7 protein-coding genes are annotated in these 15,775 nt (G+C 64.2%); 2 read left to right on the top strand and 5 right to left on the bottom strand.

Translation table 11 applies throughout. The features are described from left to right. Positions 1-4: 4 nt before the first annotated feature. From FKZ61_RS10550 to rpoB, 5 genes are all read right to left on the bottom strand, one after another. Positions 5-1,897: an SLC13 family permease gene (locus FKZ61_RS10550; protein WP_141610079.1), complete on the bottom strand. Its 1,893-nt coding sequence runs from the start codon at positions 1,895-1,897 to the stop codon at positions 5-7. 31 nt (positions 1,898-1,928) lie between these two features. Then, complete coding sequence (phoU, locus tag FKZ61_RS10545; RefSeq protein ID WP_141610078.1) at positions 1,929-2,618, bottom strand: phosphate signaling complex protein PhoU; 690 nt, start codon at positions 2,616-2,618, stop codon at positions 1,929-1,931. A gap of 106 nt (positions 2,619-2,724) precedes the next feature. Continuing rightward, a complete protein-coding gene (locus FKZ61_RS10540; RefSeq protein ID WP_141610077.1) occupies positions 2,725-4,050 on the bottom strand; it encodes a Gfo/Idh/MocA family protein in 1,326 nt (441 codons plus the stop codon). Between the two features lie 246 nt (positions 4,051-4,296). Then, positions 4,297-9,069 (bottom strand): DNA-directed RNA polymerase subunit beta', encoded by a 4,773-nt coding sequence (locus tag FKZ61_RS10535; protein WP_141610076.1) that lies wholly within the window; start codon positions 9,067-9,069, stop codon positions 4,297-4,299. Between the two features lie 95 nt (positions 9,070-9,164). Then, on the bottom strand, positions 9,165-13,067 hold the full coding sequence (rpoB, locus tag FKZ61_RS10530; RefSeq protein WP_141610075.1) for a DNA-directed RNA polymerase subunit beta: 3,903 nt from the start codon (positions 13,065-13,067) through the stop codon (positions 9,165-9,167). A gap of 1,110 nt (positions 13,068-14,177) precedes the next feature. Between rpoB and mraZ the strand changes: the two genes are divergently transcribed. After that, positions 14,178-14,612, top strand: a complete 435-nt coding sequence (gene mraZ / locus FKZ61_RS10525) for a division/cell wall cluster transcriptional repressor MraZ (RefSeq protein ID WP_141610074.1) — start codon at positions 14,178-14,180, stop codon at positions 14,610-14,612. 73 nt (positions 14,613-14,685) lie between these two features. After that, entirely contained in the window at positions 14,686-15,645 is a 960-nt protein-coding gene (gene rsmH / locus FKZ61_RS10520; RefSeq protein ID WP_141610125.1) for a 16S rRNA (cytosine(1402)-N(4))-methyltransferase RsmH, read from the top strand. Positions 15,646-15,775 lie beyond the last annotated feature (130 nt).

The raw sequence follows: 15,775 nt of genomic DNA, 5'->3' as shown, positions 1-15,775 counted from the left end.
TCCCTCACCCGCCCGGCGTCAGCGGCCAGAACCAGGGGATGCAGATGGTGGCAGTTAGCCACATGAGCAGGGAGAGGGGCAGCCCGACCCGCAGGTAGTCGCTGAAGCGGTAGCCACCCGGCCCCATGACGATGGCGTTGGTCTGGTAGCCGATGGGGGTGAGGAAGGCGGCACTGGCGCCGAATGCAATGGCGATGAGCAGGGGGGTCGGATGGAAGCCCAGGCGGGCCGCCAGGTTGAGGGCCAGGGGCGTAAACAGGACGGCCACCGCGTTGTTGGAGATGATCTCGGTGGTCAGGCTGGTCATCAGGTAGAAGAGGGAGAGGAAGAGCACCGGATGGGCGTCGCCCACCAGCCAGGTGATCCCGTCCACGGCCAGGTGAATCAGACCGGTGCTTTCCAGGGCCGCCCCCAGGGGAATGGTGGCCGCCAGGAGCAGGAGGGTGCCCGCGTCCAGGGATTGGAGCGCCTCGTCCACCCGCAGGCACTGGGTGGCCACCATCAGGCCGGCCCCGGCCACGGCCAGGACCACGATGGGGATGGAGGAGAGGGTCGCCAGCAGGACCACGCCCAGCATGATGAGCAGCGCGATGCGATACTTGTCCACCCGCAGGATGGAACGCTCGATCCCCTCCACCAGCAGCAGCTTTTCGGCCTCGCTGGCGGCCTGCAGTGTCTCCGGCGCGCCCAGGAGGAGCAGCACGTCGCCACTTTCCAGCCGGATATTGCGCAGGCCAGTCAGCCGTTGCCGCCCCCGGTGCTGCACGCCCATGACCTTGATCCCGTAGAGCCGGTTCAGGGCCAGATTGCCGACCATCCGCCCGTTGAAGGGTGATTCCGGCAGGACCACCGCTTCCACCACCTTCTGCTTCACATCCAGCAGGGGGGTGCGTTCACTGTCGGCCAGGACCGTGGCCAGCCGGGTCTGTTGCTGTTCCAGGAAGCGGGCCAGGCCGTTGGCCGAGCCGGCCACCATGAGGATGTCACCCGGCTGCAGTACCTGTCCCCGGGTTTCCTCCGCCCGGTAGACCTGTTCTCCCCGGGAGAGGGCCAACAACTCCACCCCGTCTTCCTGTTCGTGGTTGGTGGCCGTTCGGATGGAAGGGGGCCGGCGCAACCGGCGGTGGCGTCGCTCCTGGGTGGGCGACGTCCCTGGATCCTGTTGGGAGATGCGGTCAAAGGTCTGTTCCGTGGACTGGCCCACCAGGTTGCTGTCCTCATCCACCACGATTTCGGTGACGTAGGTGGCCTTGTCCCGGTTGCTCACCAGGTCGATCAGGGGAGCCCGATTGGGCAGCAGGCGATAGCCGATGAGGACCAGGTAGAGGCTGCCCACCGCGGTGTAGATGGCGCCCAGGCGGGTGAATTCGAACATGGTGAAGCCGGGTCCACCCGCCTGGCGGTAGAGGTCGTCGATGAGGATGTTGGTGCTGGTGCCGATCAGGGTCATGGTGCCGCCCAGGATGGAGAAGTAGCTGATGGGCATCAGCAGCTTCGAGGGCCGCACCCCGAACTGGCGGCTGAGGGCCAGCGCGACCGGCACCATCATCACCACGATGGGGGTGTTGTTGACGAAGGCGCTGGCCACTGGCACCGTCAGGGCCAGCAAGAGCAACAGCCGGTGGGGATCGCCCCGGGAGAAGCGGGCCAGGTAGATGGTCACTGTCTCCAGCGCGCCGGTGCGCAGCAGGCCCCCGCTGAGCACGAACATGGCGCCCACGGTGATGGTGGCCGTGCTGGCAAAGCCGGACAGGGCCTGTTCCGGCGGAAGCAGGCCAGTGAGCGCGACCGCGACAATGGCCAGCAGGGAGGTGACTTCGGTGGGCAGCCAGCGGGTGATGTAGAGCCCGACGGTGGTTACCAGGATCAGTAGCAGCGTCACCTGCTCAAGGGTCATGGTCGGCCCTTTGCTCCGGTCGAGGGGCGTTTCACCGTGGCTCAGGCGAACCTGCCGTTGCGGCGTGGAGATTCTCCATGGAGCCGGTGGCCAGGTAGAGGGTGCGTTCGGCGATGTTGGTGCAGAGGTCGCCAAAACGCTCCAGCTCGCGGGCTGCCCGCAGCAGCTCGTAGGCTGCCTCCACCTGCTCGGGATTGCCGGCCTGGGCCATCTGGTACATCACCTGGGTAAAGACGTTGGCGTAGCGCGCGTCCACCTGGTCGTCGTCGGCGATAACCTTGCGGGCCAGCTCCATGTCGTTTTCCGCGTAGGCCTGGAGCGCCTCTTCCAGCATGCGGGCCACCATGGGGCCCATCTGGTGGAGTTCGGGTGGGCGGTGCTGGTGGGGGCGCTGGGCCAGTTGGGGCACCAGCTTGGCCACGCCTTTGGCCTGGTCGCCCATGCGTTCCAGGTCCACGATCATGTTCATGGCCGCGAAGATCAGGCGCAGGTCCCGGGCCGTGGGCTGTTGGGTGGCGATGAGGAGGAAGCATTCATCCTCGATAGCGAAGCGCCGCCGGTTGATCTCCCGGTCCACGGCGATGGCCTGTTGGGCCAGTTCGCCGTCCAACCCCTCCAGGGCGCGCAGGGCCAGTTGCAGTTCCTCGGCCACCTGGCTCCCCATCAGCAAAATCTCATCCCGAACGCTGGCCAACATGGCGTCAAACCGTTCTCGAGTCATCTTTGCTCCCTCCTCTCAACGCTCTTCCCTCAGCGCTCTCTTGACAACCCGCCAGGGGGAGGTAACCATGTCCGGCCTCCTGGCCGAACCTGCGGTTGTTTGCTGTTTACACCGGCAACGGCAACAGGTCATCCACCCGCACCGGCCGGCCGGTGGCGATGGATTCGTTGGCCGCGATGCCCAGGAGGATGGACGCGGCGCCGTCGATGTGGGAGGCGGCCCGGTTGAAGGGATCCGCCGGCGGGTTGGGGGAGAAAATTTGTTCCAGCATCACCCGGTCGCCGCCGCCATGGCCGCCCACCCCTTCCGGGATCTCCACCTCGTAGGGGCGGCCGAACATGGGGAACACCCGTATATGCTTGCCACCGAAGCGCTGCTCGCTCTCCTCATCCCGGCGGATGGTCTCCTCTTCGCCGGCGATGAACTGTTTGCCCACCGACTCCACCAGCTCCACTTCCAGGCGGCCCCGGTCGCCGGTGATGGCGATGCGGTAACCCTCCCACGGGCTGTAGGCGATGAGGGAGTAGGTGAGGATGGCGCCGTTGCGGTAGCGGGCGGTGACGCTCATGGTGTCTTCCACGGTGATGTTGTCGCCGAAGACGTTGCGATCACGGATGTAGCCGGTGTCCTTTTCTGCCTCCAGGTAGAGATGGCGGAGCACCTCGTGCTGGTCCAGGCGCAGGGCGAAGGGATCGTGGCGGGCAGCTTCGTTGCCGGTGTAGCGGTCGTACTCGTAGCGTTCTCCCCGGGCTTCGGCATTTTTGCGGCCGTAGAAGAGGAGGTCCCCCATGGCGAAAACCTCCTGGGGGTAGGACTGGATCCACCAGTTGATCAGGTCGAAGTGGTGGGTGGCCTTGTGGACCAGCAGCCCGCCGGATTTATCCTTTTCCCGGTGCCAGCGGCGGAAGTAGTCGGCCCCGTGGAAGGTATCCAGCACCCACTGGAAGTTGACGTGGAGGGGCTTCCCCACCACACCCTGCATGATGAGCTCCCGGGCCTTGGTGGCGATGGGCGCGTAGCGGTAGTTGAAGGTGACCCGGAGCTGACGGCCGGTGCGTTCAATGGCGTCGAAGATGGCCCGGGCCTTTTCGGCATCTACCGTCATGGGCTTTTCGGTGATGGCGTCGCAGCCCAGCTCCATGGCCCGGATGATGTAGATGTGGTGGGTGGCGTCCATGGTGGTGACGATGACCACCTCGGGCCGGGTTTCCGCCACCATGCGGTCGAAATCGTCCGCGTGAAAGGTGGGCACCGGGGGCAGGCCGTGCTGCTCCTGGATCTGCTGGTTGTAGAAATCCATGCGGGTCTGGCTCAGGTCGCACAGGGCGACCAGCTCGGCGTTATCCCGGTAGCGGCCGCAGATGGCGTCCACGAACATACGTCCGCGGCCGCCGGTGCCCACCAGGGCATACCGTTTACGTGGGGCAGTCATGGAACCTGATTCCCTCTTTTCTAGCGTTTGGTTGTTTTGCGACGAGCGCGCCAGCGATGGCACGGCCGAATGGTCGGCATGGTGTTGGCGCCAGTTGGGCCGGCTATGTCGTGGGGTGATTATAACACAGACGATGCGTCATGGGCGGGCCGATCGGGCGGAAACGCGCACAGGGGCGGCGTTGCCCCCGCAACGCCGCCCCTGTTGTCCTCTTTCCATACGCCTGCAGGGCAGGCGCATCGGCCATTAACCCATGTCCACGTCCAGATCTTCCTCAGACTCGTCGTTCTCCAGCGAGCCGAAGTCGATCTCCACATCCTCGTCTTCGTCCTCGTCGCTGGCGGAAACCCCCAGGGGCTCCATGCCCAGCTCGGCCACTCCGGCCAGGTCGCTCATATCCAGGTCGCTGAAGTCCAGGTCGTCCAGCTCCAGCTCGCCGTCCTCCTCCTCGTCCACCGCCAGGTGGGCGGGCTCCTGCAGGGCGGCCAGCTCGGCCTGACGCCGCATCTGCCGCTCCCGCCGGGCATGGAAGCCGGTGCCCACGGGGATGAGCTTGCCGATGATCACATTCTCCTTGAGACCCCGCAGCTCGTCCCGTTGCCCGCGGATGGCCGCTTCGGTCAGAACCCGGGTGGTCTCCTGGAAGCTGGCTGCGGCCAGGAAGCTCTCGGTGTTGAGGGCCGCCTTGGTCAGCCCCAGCACCACCGGCTCACCCCGGGCCGGCTTGCCGCCCTTGGCCACCACGGCAGCGTTGATGTCCTCGAACTCGAAGCGGTCCACCAGCTCCCCGGGCAGCAGGTCTGTATCGCCGGTAGCCCGGACCAGGATGCGCCGCAGGAGCTGGCGCAGGATCACCTCGATGTGCTTGTCGTGGATGTTCACACCCTGGCTGCGATAGACCTTCTGGACCTCTTCCAGCAGGTAGATCTGGCAGGCCTCCCGCCCCTGGATGCGCAGGATCTCCTTGGGGTTCTTGGCCCCTTCGGTGAGCTGCTCACCAGCATGGACGTAGGCACCCTTCTCCACCCGCAGGCGGGCGTTGGCCGGGATGTCCACTTCCCAGACTTCCGTGTCCTCCCGGCGGATGGTGGCCACCGTGCGGCCGTCCTCCTGGGTTTCCAGGAAGATTTCGCCAGCCATGCCCGCCACGATGCCAATCACGCCGGCCTCCTCGGCAGTAGCCTCCTCGGACGCACCCCCGGCGGATTCGCCCTCGGGCGGCAGGGCGATGACCGTGTCCTCCTGGACCCGGTCGCCGTCGCTGACCAGGACCTGGTAGCCGGCCGGGATCTCCACGTTGCGGCTCTTGAGGTCGGTGCGGCTGACCCGCAGCATGCGGATCTCGCCTTCCCAGTAGATGTCCACCGTGCCGTCGATTTCGCTGATGACCGCTTCGCCCTTGGGCGTTCGGGCCTCGAAGAGCTCCTCGACGCGGGGCAGACCCTGGGTGATGTCGTCGCCGCCGGCCACACCACCGGTGTGGAAGGTGCGCAGGGTCAGCTGGGTGCCGGGTTCGCCGATGGACTGGGCCGCGATGATGCCCACAGCCTCGCCCAGCTTGATGACACCGCCTCGAGCCAGGTCTTCCCCATAGCACTTCTGGCAGAGGCCGAAGCGGGCCTCACAGGAAAGCGGGCTGCGCACGTAGGCCTGCTGGATCTTGTACCGGGCCACCGTGGCCAGGGCCGCCTCGTCCAGCAGGGTGCCCGCCTTGAGCAGCACCTCCCCGGTCTCGGGATCGGTGATGTCAGCAGCCAGGAAGCGCCCGGCGATGCGTTCGCTGAAGGTTTCGCCGATGGCGGCCGCCTGATCCGCGTTGATCCAGATCCCTGTGGTGGTGCCGCAGTCCTCCATGGTCACAATCACGTCCTGGGCCACGTCCACCAGGCGTCGGGTCAGGTAGCCGGCGTCGGCCGTGCGCAGCGCGGTGTCGGCCAAACCCTTGCGGGAACCGTGGGTGCTCAGGAAGTACTCCAGCGCCGTGAGGCCTTCCCGGAAGTTGGAGCGAATGGGCAGCGGAATGATGCGCCCGTTGGGGTCGGCCATCAGACCACGCATGCCGGCCAGCTGGCGGATGGGGTTGATGCCGCCCTTGGTGGCGCCGGACTGGGCCATGGCGCCCAACCCTTCCTCTGGGTTCAGCAGCTGCTTCACCGCGTCGGTCACTTCGTCCGTGGCCCGGGTCCACAGCTCCACGATCTTGTTATACTGCTCTTCGGCCGTGATCAGGCCACGGCGGTATTGCTGCTCGCTCAGCTCCACTTCCCGGCTGGTGCGCTCCAGGATCTCGGCCTTTTGCTCGGGCACCCGAATGTCGCTCACCGCGATGGTGATGCCGGAGCGGGTCGCGTAGCGGAAGCCCAGATCCTTGATGTTGTCCACCACCTCTGCGGTCACTTCCCGGCCCAGGTGCTTGTAGCAGCGGGCCACCACCGCATCCACGCCCTTGCGGTCCAACACTTCATTGACAAACCAGAGCTCTTCCCGCAGGGCCCGGTTGAAGATGATGCGCCCCACCGTGGTGGTGATCAGGCGCTCGCTGGGCCAGGATGCGCCCAACAGCCCCAGCACCCGCAGGGCTTCCCGGGTCTCGTCCATGGCCACGGTGCCGAAACCGGCGATCTCCTGGATCATCTTGTTCTCGCCGCGGGTGTAGTAGTCCATCAACTCACCCACGGTGCGGATCCCGTGTCCGGTCAGGGCATCCAGCACCCGCTGGCTGATCCCGGCCTCGGGTCCGTAGGGCGCCATCCGCTCCGAGCCGACCAGCAGTTCGGAGACGGGCACCTGGTCGTACTTGCTGGTGAACCAGACCCGGATGGGCTCCCGCAGCTTGATGATGCCCATGTCGTAGGCGTACTCGGCCTCGTCCATGGTGGCGAAGGTGGGCAGCCGGGGCTCCTCACCGTTGGCCCCATTGGCCCCATTGGCGCCGTTGGCCCTCGCTTTGGAGCGCCGGGGTTTGGACTCCATGACGGTCAGGTAGTAGACGCCCATCACCATGTCCTTGGACGGCCCGACGATGGGGTCGCCGCTGCTGGGCTTGAGCAGGTTCTGGCTGGAGAGCATCAGCTCCCGGGCTTCTTTGACGGCCTGGCTGCTCAGGGGCACGTGGACGGCCATCTGGTCGCCGTCGAAGTCTGCGTTGAAGGCCGTGCAGGTGAGGGGGTGCAGGTGGATGGCGCTGCCTTCCACCAGGACCACCTCAAAGGCCTGGATGCCCAGGCGGTGCAGGGTGGGCGCACGGTTCAGCAGGACCGGCCGCTCCTTGCAGATCTCTTCCAGCACGTCCCAGACTTCCGGGCTCATGCGGTCGACCATGCGCTTGGCACTCTTGATGTTGTGCGCATAGTTGTATTCCACCAGGCGGCGCATCACAAAGGGCTTGAAGAGCTCCAGGGCCATCTTCTTAGGCAGGCCACACTGGTGGAGCTTGAGCTCCGGCCCGATGACGATCACCGAGCGGCCCGAGTAGTCTACGCGCTTCCCCAGCAGGTTGCGGCGGAAGCGCCCCTGTTTGCCCTTGAGCAGGTCGCTGAGGCTCTTGAGCTTGCGCTTGCCACTGCGGCTGACGGCCCGGCCGCGCCGGCCGTTGTCGATGAGGCTGTCCACGGCCTCCTGCAGCATGCGCTTCTCGTTGCGCACGATCACATCCGGCGCGCCCAGCTCCATGAGCCGGTGCAGGCGGTTATTGCGGTTGATGACCCGGCGGTACAGGTCGTTGAGATCCGATGTGGCAAAGCGGCCGCCGTCCAACTGCACCATGGGGCGCAGGTCCGGCGGAATCACCGGCAGCGCGGTCAGGATCATCCACTCGGGGCGGTTGCCACTCTTACGGAAGTTTTCCACCACCCGAAGGCGCTTGGCCGCCTTCTTGCGGCGCTGCTTGCTGCGGGTGGTGCGGATCTCCTTGCGCAGCTCCTTGGCCAGCTTGTCCAGGTCCAACTTGGCCACAATGTCCCGGATGGCCTCCGCGCCCATGCCGGCGGTGAAGACATTGCCCCACTTCTCGGCCAGTTCCCGGTAGCGGTTCTCGGTCAGGAGCTGCTTCTCCTCCAGGGACTTGAGGTCCTCCAGCTCCCGTTCCATCTGGGCCCGGATGCGCTCCTTGCGCTCCTCGACCCCCTGACGCAGCTCTTCAATCTGGGCGCCCAGCTCGCTGCGCACATGATCCCGCTTGGCCGCGATCATCAGGCGGATGTCGGCCTTCTCTTCGTCGGACTCCTGCTGCAGCTCGTTGAGCTTTTCCTGGACCAGGTTGTTGATGGCCGTCTCGTGGTCCCGGGAAATGACTTCGCCGGCCTGGATGACGGCCTGCTCTGTCCACGACAGGTGCTGGTCCTGCTCGGCCTTCTTGCCGATGCGATCCTGGAGCCAGATCTGCAGGTTTTGGGCCTCGCTGATGATGCGGGAGGAGGCGTCGTTGATGCGTTCATCCAGCTCCCGGATGGCCTGTTCCTCTTCCTCGTCCAGCGCAGCCAGGCGGGACTCCAGCTGGTTCTCCAGCTCGGTGATGGTCCCTTCGATCTCGTGGTCGATCCGGGCCAGGCGCATGGCCAGTTCCCGCTCGTGGCGCTGGATGGCCCGGCTGCGGGCATCCTCGTTGACGTTGGTGACGATGTACTGGGCAAAGTAGAGCACCCGCTCCAGGTGGCGGGGGCTGATGTTGAGCAGCAGACCCAGGCGGCTGGGCACGCCCTTCACGTACCAGATGTGGCTGACGGGGGAGGCCAGCTCAATGTGGCCCATGCGCTCCCGGCGCACCCGGCTGGGCGCCACTTCCACCCCACACTTGTCACAGACGATGCCCTTGTAGCGCACCCGCTTGTACTTGCCACAGGCGCACTCCCAGTCCTTGGTGGGGCCGAAAATCCGTTCACAGAAGAGGCCATCCCGCTCTGGGCGCAGGGTCCGGTAGTTGATGGTCTCCGGTTTGGTTACCTCGCCGTAGCTCCACTCGCGGATCTGCTCCGGTGAGGCCAATGAGATACGAATGGCGTCGAAATCTTTGACTTCCATCTGTTTATCTATCTCCCTTTTTCAGGGTGCGAATCCCCCCGGGGGGGAGTGGCGATGAACGCCGCTCTTTCCCCCAGGGGACGAACCCGACACAGTTATTCGCTACTCCGGCTCATCGGCCCCGGTACATTCAGGCTGAAGCCCAGCTTGGGCAGTTGCTCCTCGCTGTCTTCCTTGCCAAACTGGATCACCTCGTTCTTCTCGTTGATCACTTCCACCGAGAGGCCCAGGCTCTGCAATTCCTTCACCAAAACCCGGAAGCTCTCCGGGACGCCAGGGCTCTGGATCTCCTCGCCCTTGACGATGGCCTCGTAGGTCTTGACCCGGCCGGTGATGTCGTCCGACTTGATCGTGAGCATCTCCTGCAGGATGTAGGCCGCGCCGTAGGCCTCCAGGGCCCACACTTCCATCTCGCCGAAGCGCTGGCCGCCGAACTGGGCCTTGCCGCCCAGGGGCTGCTGGGTGACCAGGCTGTACGGGCCGGTGCTCCGGGCGTGGACTTTGTCCTCCACCAGGTGATGGAGCTTGAGCATCTGGACCACGCCCACAGTGACCGGGGAGTCGTAGGGCTCGCCGGTCTTGCCGTCGTAGAGGCGTTGCTTGCCAGTGGTGGGCAGGGGCCAGCCGGTCTCCTCGCTCAACTCGGCCGCGGCCTGGGCCAGGGCTTCGCCGGAGAGGTCACCCACCTCGCCCCCGTGGAAGATGTACCACTCCCGCAGGGCCACTTCCTTGACCAGCTCGTTGGATTCCCGGCTGGTACGCCGCTGGCTGTAGCTGTCGGGCAACAGGGCTTCGGGTTCGTAGCCCCGTTCCCGCAGCCACTCCCGCAGGCAGGCATGGCGGGCGTAGGTTTCGTCGTTGAAGATGCGCTCCCCGTCGTAGCCCAGGGGCTCGAGCCAGGCGACCAGGTAGATGCGCCGGGCGTCGGCGTCGTCCAGCAGCTCCTCTGGGCTGATGCGCTGTTCCTTGACCAACTGCCAGGCCTTTTCGGTGGCATCCCGCCAGGCCCGGTCAATCAGCCAGGCCCGGGCCAGTTCCGCCTCGATCTCGTCTTCCTTGGCGCCGTCGAAGACGGGCGTCTCGGCCAGGAAGCCCAGGCGGCTGGCTGCCCAGCCCAGGTGAGCCTCCAGGATCTGGCCGATGTTCATGCGGCCGGGCACACCCAGGGGGTTGAGGATGATGTCCACCGGCGTGCCGTCCTCCAGGAAGGGCATATCCTCCACAGGGACTACCTTGGAGATGACGCCCTTGTTGCCGTGGCGGCCGGCCATCTTGTCGCCCTCCGTCAGCCGGCGGCGCTGGGCCACGCTGACCCGTACGATGCGCTCCACACCGGCGGCCAGATCCCGGTGTTCGTCCCGGTCGAAGACCTTGACGTCCACCACCTTGCCCCGCTCACCGTGGGGCAGACGCAGGGAGCTGTCCTTGACCTCCCGGGCCTTTTCGCCGAAGATGGCCCGCAGGAGCTTCTCCTCCGGCGTCAGCTCCGTCTCACCCTTGGGCGTGATCTTACCCACCAAAATGTCGCCCGGGTTGACTTCGGCGCCGATGCGGATGATGCCCTCTTCGTCCAGATCCTTCAGGGCATCCTCGCCCACGTTGGGGATGTCCCGGGTGATTTCTTCAGGGCCCAGCTTGGTTTCCCGGGCCTCGATCTCGTGCTTCTCAATGTGGATGGAGGTGTACTTGTCCTCCTGTACCAGCCGCTCGCTGACCAGGATGGCGTCCTCGAAGTTGCCGCCTTCCCAGCTCATGTAGGCCACCACCACGTTCTGGCCCAGGGCCAGTTCGCCGTTCTCGGTGCTGGAGCTGTCGGCCAGAACAGAACCGGCTTCCACCCGGTCGCCCTTGTAGACGGTGGGGCGCTGGTCGATGCAGGTGCTCTGGTTGCTCCGGTTGTACTTGCGCAGGTGATAGACCCGGCGGGTGCCGTCGTCCTCCTGGACCACGATCTCCGAGCCGGTCACGCTGACCACTTCCCCGGCCTTGCGGGCCACCAGCACCTGGCCAGAGTCGATGGCCGCCTGGTATTCCATGCCCGTGCCGACGATGGGGGCCTCGGGCCGGATCAGGGGCACCGCCTGGCGCTGCATGTTGGAGCCCATGAGGGCCCGGTTGGCGTCGTCATGCTCCAGGAACGGAATCAACGCCGCCGAGACACCCACGATCTGCTTGGGCGAGACATCCATGTAGCGGATGCGGGACGGCTGTTCGAACAGGAACTCGTCGGCCCGCCGCGCCGAGGGGCGGGGATTCTGGAATTCACCCACCGCGTTAAGCTGGGAGGATGCCTGCGCGATGGAGGCATCTTCCTCTTCGTCGGCAGTCAGGTAGACCACCTCCCGGCTGGCGAAGGGCTTGACCTTGATGCGGACCGGTTCACTGCCGTTGTTGCGGCCTGCGAAGAGGGCGCTGATGCGCTTGGCCAGCTCCTCGTCCACCACCGTGCCCTTGGTGGCCACCACCTCGCCCGTCTCGGGGTCGGTGACGTCGGCGTCCAGGGTGTGGCCCCGCAGGGCCTCCACCGTGGGTTCCACATCGTTGTAGACCCGCCGGTATGGCGTCTCAATGAAGCCAAAGTCGTTGACCCGGGCGTAGGTGGCCATGGAGCCGATCAGGCCGATGTTGGGGCCTTCAGGCGTCTCGATGGGACAGATGCGGCCGTAATGGCTGTAGTGGACGTCCCGGACGTCGAAGCCGGCCCGTTCCCGGCGCAGGCCGCCGGGGCCCAGGGCGCTCAAGCGGCGCTTGTGGGTCAGCTCGGCCAGCGGGTTGGTCTGATCCATGAACTGACTGAGCTGGCTGCCGCCGAAGAACTCTCGGGTGGCCGCCACCACAGGCCGGATATTGATCAGGCTCAGGGGCGTCACCTGCTCCGGGTCCCGGATGGACATGCGCTCCCGCACCACTCGCTCCATGCGCAGCAGGCCGATGCGGAGCTGGTTCTGGATCAGCTCGCCCACAGTCTTAACCCGGCGGTTGCCCAGGTGGTCGATGTCGTCCGGCCGGGCTGGGCCGTTGTTGATCTCGATGATGCGCCGGATCACCGCCACCAGGTCCTCGTTGGTGAGGATGCGGGTATCCAGGGGAGTATTCAGCCCCAGGCGGCGGTTCAGCTTGTAGCGGCCCACCCGTCCCAGGTCGTAGCGACGGGGGGTAAAGAAAAGATTTTGGACGAAATTGCGCGCGTTATCCAGGGTGGGGGGGTCACCTGGCCGCAGTTTTTTGTAAAATTCCAGGAGGGCGTCCTCCACCCCTTTTTCGCTGTTGTTGGTGGGGTTGCTGGTGGCATCCCGCTCCAGGGTGGCCTCGATGAAGGGGTGATCCAGGTCGGTGTCCACGTCGGCGAAGAGTTCCCGGATCTCTTCATCCGTGCCATAGCCGATGGCGCGCAGCAGCAGGGTGACCGGCAGCTTGCGCTTTCGATCCACCTTGACGCTGATGATGTCCCGCTTGCTGGTCTCGAACTCCAGCCAGGCGCCGCGGCTGGGGATCAGCTTGGCGCCGGCCAGCTCACGGCCGGTACTGCGGTCCTCCTCCACGGTGAAATAGACCCCCGGCGAGCGGATGAGCTGACTGACCACGACCCGTTCGCTGCCGTTGATGATGAAGGTGGCCGCGTCTGTCATGAGCGGGAAGTCGCCCATGAAGACTTCCTGCTCGCTGATTTCACCCGTGTCCCGGTTGATCAGCTTCACCTTGACCCACAGGGGCGCCGCGTAGGTGATGTCCCGCTCCCGGCACTCGTCTTCCGGATACTTGGGCTCACCGAAATAGAAGTCGCCGAAGTGGAGCTCCAGATTTTTGTTGAAGCTCACGATGGGCGAGATCTCGTCGAAGAGGTCGCGCAGCCCCTCCGTCTTAAACCATTCAAAACTGCGCAACTGGACTTCGGTGAGCCGCGGCAGATCCAGGATGGTCGGTGTTCGGGCATACGACTTACGGACAGTGCGCAGCCCTTTCACAGCAGAATTGGTACCATTCGAGGACAGTCTCATGTAGCACTCAGCTCCTTCAAACCCATGAATACCCAAACGGACGTCATTGACCCTGCATCTCAGGCCAACGCCGGGCCGGAAAATAACAATAAGACACCCCTATAGATAGTGGTCGGAACGGCCACGACGCTGTTCCGGGCCCTACCTATATCCTGGTGCCTTGGTTATCCAACTCCGTACAACAAGGTTTTTTATATGGATGCCACTCAATAAAAATAACGAAAAAATAACGATGATTTAATTGCGCCAGCGCTGCTACCCAGGCCGAAACCAATCCTGGAATTTACAGTCAACGTCAACCTGGAATAATGCCAAAAAAAATCAGGTGCTGTACGGGTCTTGCATCCTTTGCCATGAGCCTGCCAAAGCCCATTCCCCTACGCGTCACCTGATTCCCTTCTACCAGCAGCAATTGCCAATGTTATCTGGTTGTCAATACAGGATGTCGAGCCAGATTTGCCTGGCGGGCCGGTCGGCCTGTTCGCCATCCTTCTTCCTTGCAAGGTCAGGGCGCGTCAAAAGACGGCGCTCCCTGGCGTAACTTGCAATGTTAGCACACCTCGGATTCAAAGTCAAAAATAAAATGGGAGAAACGGAATCAAGAACCGGTTCAGCCTGTGCGCACAAATCGACTCCGTTACCATACACCAGAAAGCCTGTCGAAACTGTAATGACAATTCCGTTTTCTGTATGAACTCCCTGTATGAACTCACAGCAGGTGCCCGAAATCAAGCCGCCCGTGGAGGGCTATCCTGGTCCAGATAGGAACCCAAATAAAAAATGCGACAAAAGTATGAGGGAATTTCCCAAATTTCCCAAGGGGAGGCCCTGATCCGGGGTGGACATAAGGAACGAAATGCACTATAATGTGGGCCATTATGGTAGAAAGTGGGGCGTTGTCCCTAATTGCGGGGAAAATTGGCGGCAAAAGTGGGACGCCAAGAACAAGTGTTCTGAATTTGGGATATTGGCAGGTCCCCGCCGCCTGATGGGCGGATCTTTGCCCGACCGTTCAGCACTGCCCTTTGTTGAGCGCCATCTGGGTCACAGCCATGTAGCAGGGCGATGTGTAACACGGCGTGACCTCCATCTGCAGAACGGGATCATCGCGTGTTCCTCGGCGAATTCATCCACAGTCTGGACAGCAAGGGCCGGTTGACCATTCCGGCCAAGTTCCGGGATCAGCTGGCCGCCGGCCTGGTGATCACCCGGAATCCTGTGGAGCGCTGTCTGCTGGTGATCCCCCAGGCCAGGTGGATGGAAATGGCCGAAAAGATCAGCGCCCTGCCCCTGACCGATCCCCGGTCGGCCCTCCTGCGCCGGGCCATCTTCAGCGCCGCCGAAGATCTGAAGCCGGACCGGCAGGGACGCATCTTGATCAGCCAGCGCCTGCGGGATTACGCCCAGATTGAGAGCGATATTCTCGTCGCCGGCCTCCATACATTCGTCGAGCTGTGGCAGCCCTCCCTCTGGGAGGAAAAGGTCCTGCAGCCGTTGGACAGCGGCAACATCGACGGCGAACTGTTCGCCGCCTTGAATGTATGAGTCCAGGAGCAATGTCAGGTTCCTCATGATGGTATCCGGTGGTATCCAGGCGGGCGATGAGGAAGAGACCCCGATGGACGCCCATGCCGGCGCCCATCCATCTGATCTTTATCGCCACGTCCCCGTCCTGTTGGAGGCTGTGCTGGAGGGCCTCCAGATCCGCCCCGGCATGCGCATGGTGGATGCCACGGTGGGGGGCGGTGGGCACACGGAAGCCATGCTCCAGCGTTCAGCACCCGACGGTTTGGTGTTGGGCTTGGACGCCGATCCGGAGGCCATTCAACGGGTTGCCGAACGGCTCTCCCATGCCGTCCAGGCAGGGCGCCTGCGACTCGTCCAGAGCAATTTCACGCAGTTGAGACAGACAGTCCACACCCACCACTTTGCACCTGTCGACGCCATCTTGTTGGATCTGGGCGTCAGCAGCTTTCAGTTGGATCTCGCGGACCGGGGCTTTTCGTTCCAGCAGGATGGGCCCCTGGACATGCGCTTCGACCCGGCTCAGCCCTTGAGCGCCGCCGACATCGTCAATACCTGGCCCGAGCAAGAGCTGGCCGATCTGATCTACCAGTATGGGGAGGAGCGGCGCAGCCGACGAATTGCCCGCTACCTGGTGCGCCACCGGCCCTTTGAGACCACCGGCCAGCTGGCTCAGGCGGTAGAACGGGCCGTGGGCGGCCGGCGGGGCGAGCGTCTTCATCCGGCCACCCGCACCTTCCAGGCCCTGCGCATCGCCGTCAATCAGGAGCTCGCGGCCCTGGAGTCGGTCCTGCCCCAATGCCTGGAGCTCCTGAAGCCTGGAGGGCGTCTGGCGGTCATCAGCTTCCACAGCCTGGAGGATCGGATTGTGAAGCGCTGGATGCAGGCAGAAGCCAGCTCCTTCGTCCAGGATCCATCCCACCCCCAGGGCGGCTACGAAAAGATGCCAGGCCTGCGCATCATCACCCGCAAACCCATTGTGCCGGATGCGGCTGAGATCCAGCACAATCCTCGGAGCCGTTCCGCCAAGTTGCGCATCGCAGAGCGGCTCTGACAGGCCCCGGCGAAGACCTCTGCCAGCGTCCTTTGTCAGCGTCCTTCGCCGGTTCCGCAAGGCACAACCAACGCATACCAGCAGCGCATCCAGGCACCATCAAGACATTATCAGGGTATTATCAAGACAT

It is taken from the genome of Litorilinea aerophila (assembly GCF_006569185.2).
Classification (GTDB): domain Bacteria; phylum Chloroflexota; class Anaerolineae; order Caldilineales; family Caldilineaceae; genus Litorilinea; species Litorilinea aerophila.
This window is presented reverse-complemented; position numbering and strand designations above follow the sequence as displayed.

Coding starts and splice junctions, on each gene's coding strand:
- FKZ61_RS10535 (WP_141610076.1), bottom strand. CDS start 9,069: ATGGAAGTCAAAGATTTCGACGCCATTCGTATCTCATTGGCCTCACCG.
- rsmH (WP_141610125.1), top strand. CDS start 14,686: ATGGACGCCCATGCCGGCGCCCATCCATCTGATCTTTATCGCCACGTC.
- FKZ61_RS10540 (WP_141610077.1), bottom strand. CDS start 4,050: ATGACTGCCCCACGTAAACGGTATGCCCTGGTGGGCACCGGCGGCCGC.
- FKZ61_RS10550 (WP_141610079.1), bottom strand. CDS start 1,897: ATGACCCTTGAGCAGGTGACGCTGCTACTGATCCTGGTAACCACCGTC.
- phoU (WP_141610078.1), bottom strand. CDS start 2,618: ATGACTCGAGAACGGTTTGACGCCATGTTGGCCAGCGTTCGGGATGAG.
- rpoB (WP_141610075.1), bottom strand. CDS start 13,067: ATGAGACTGTCCTCGAATGGTACCAATTCTGCTGTGAAAGGGCTGCGC.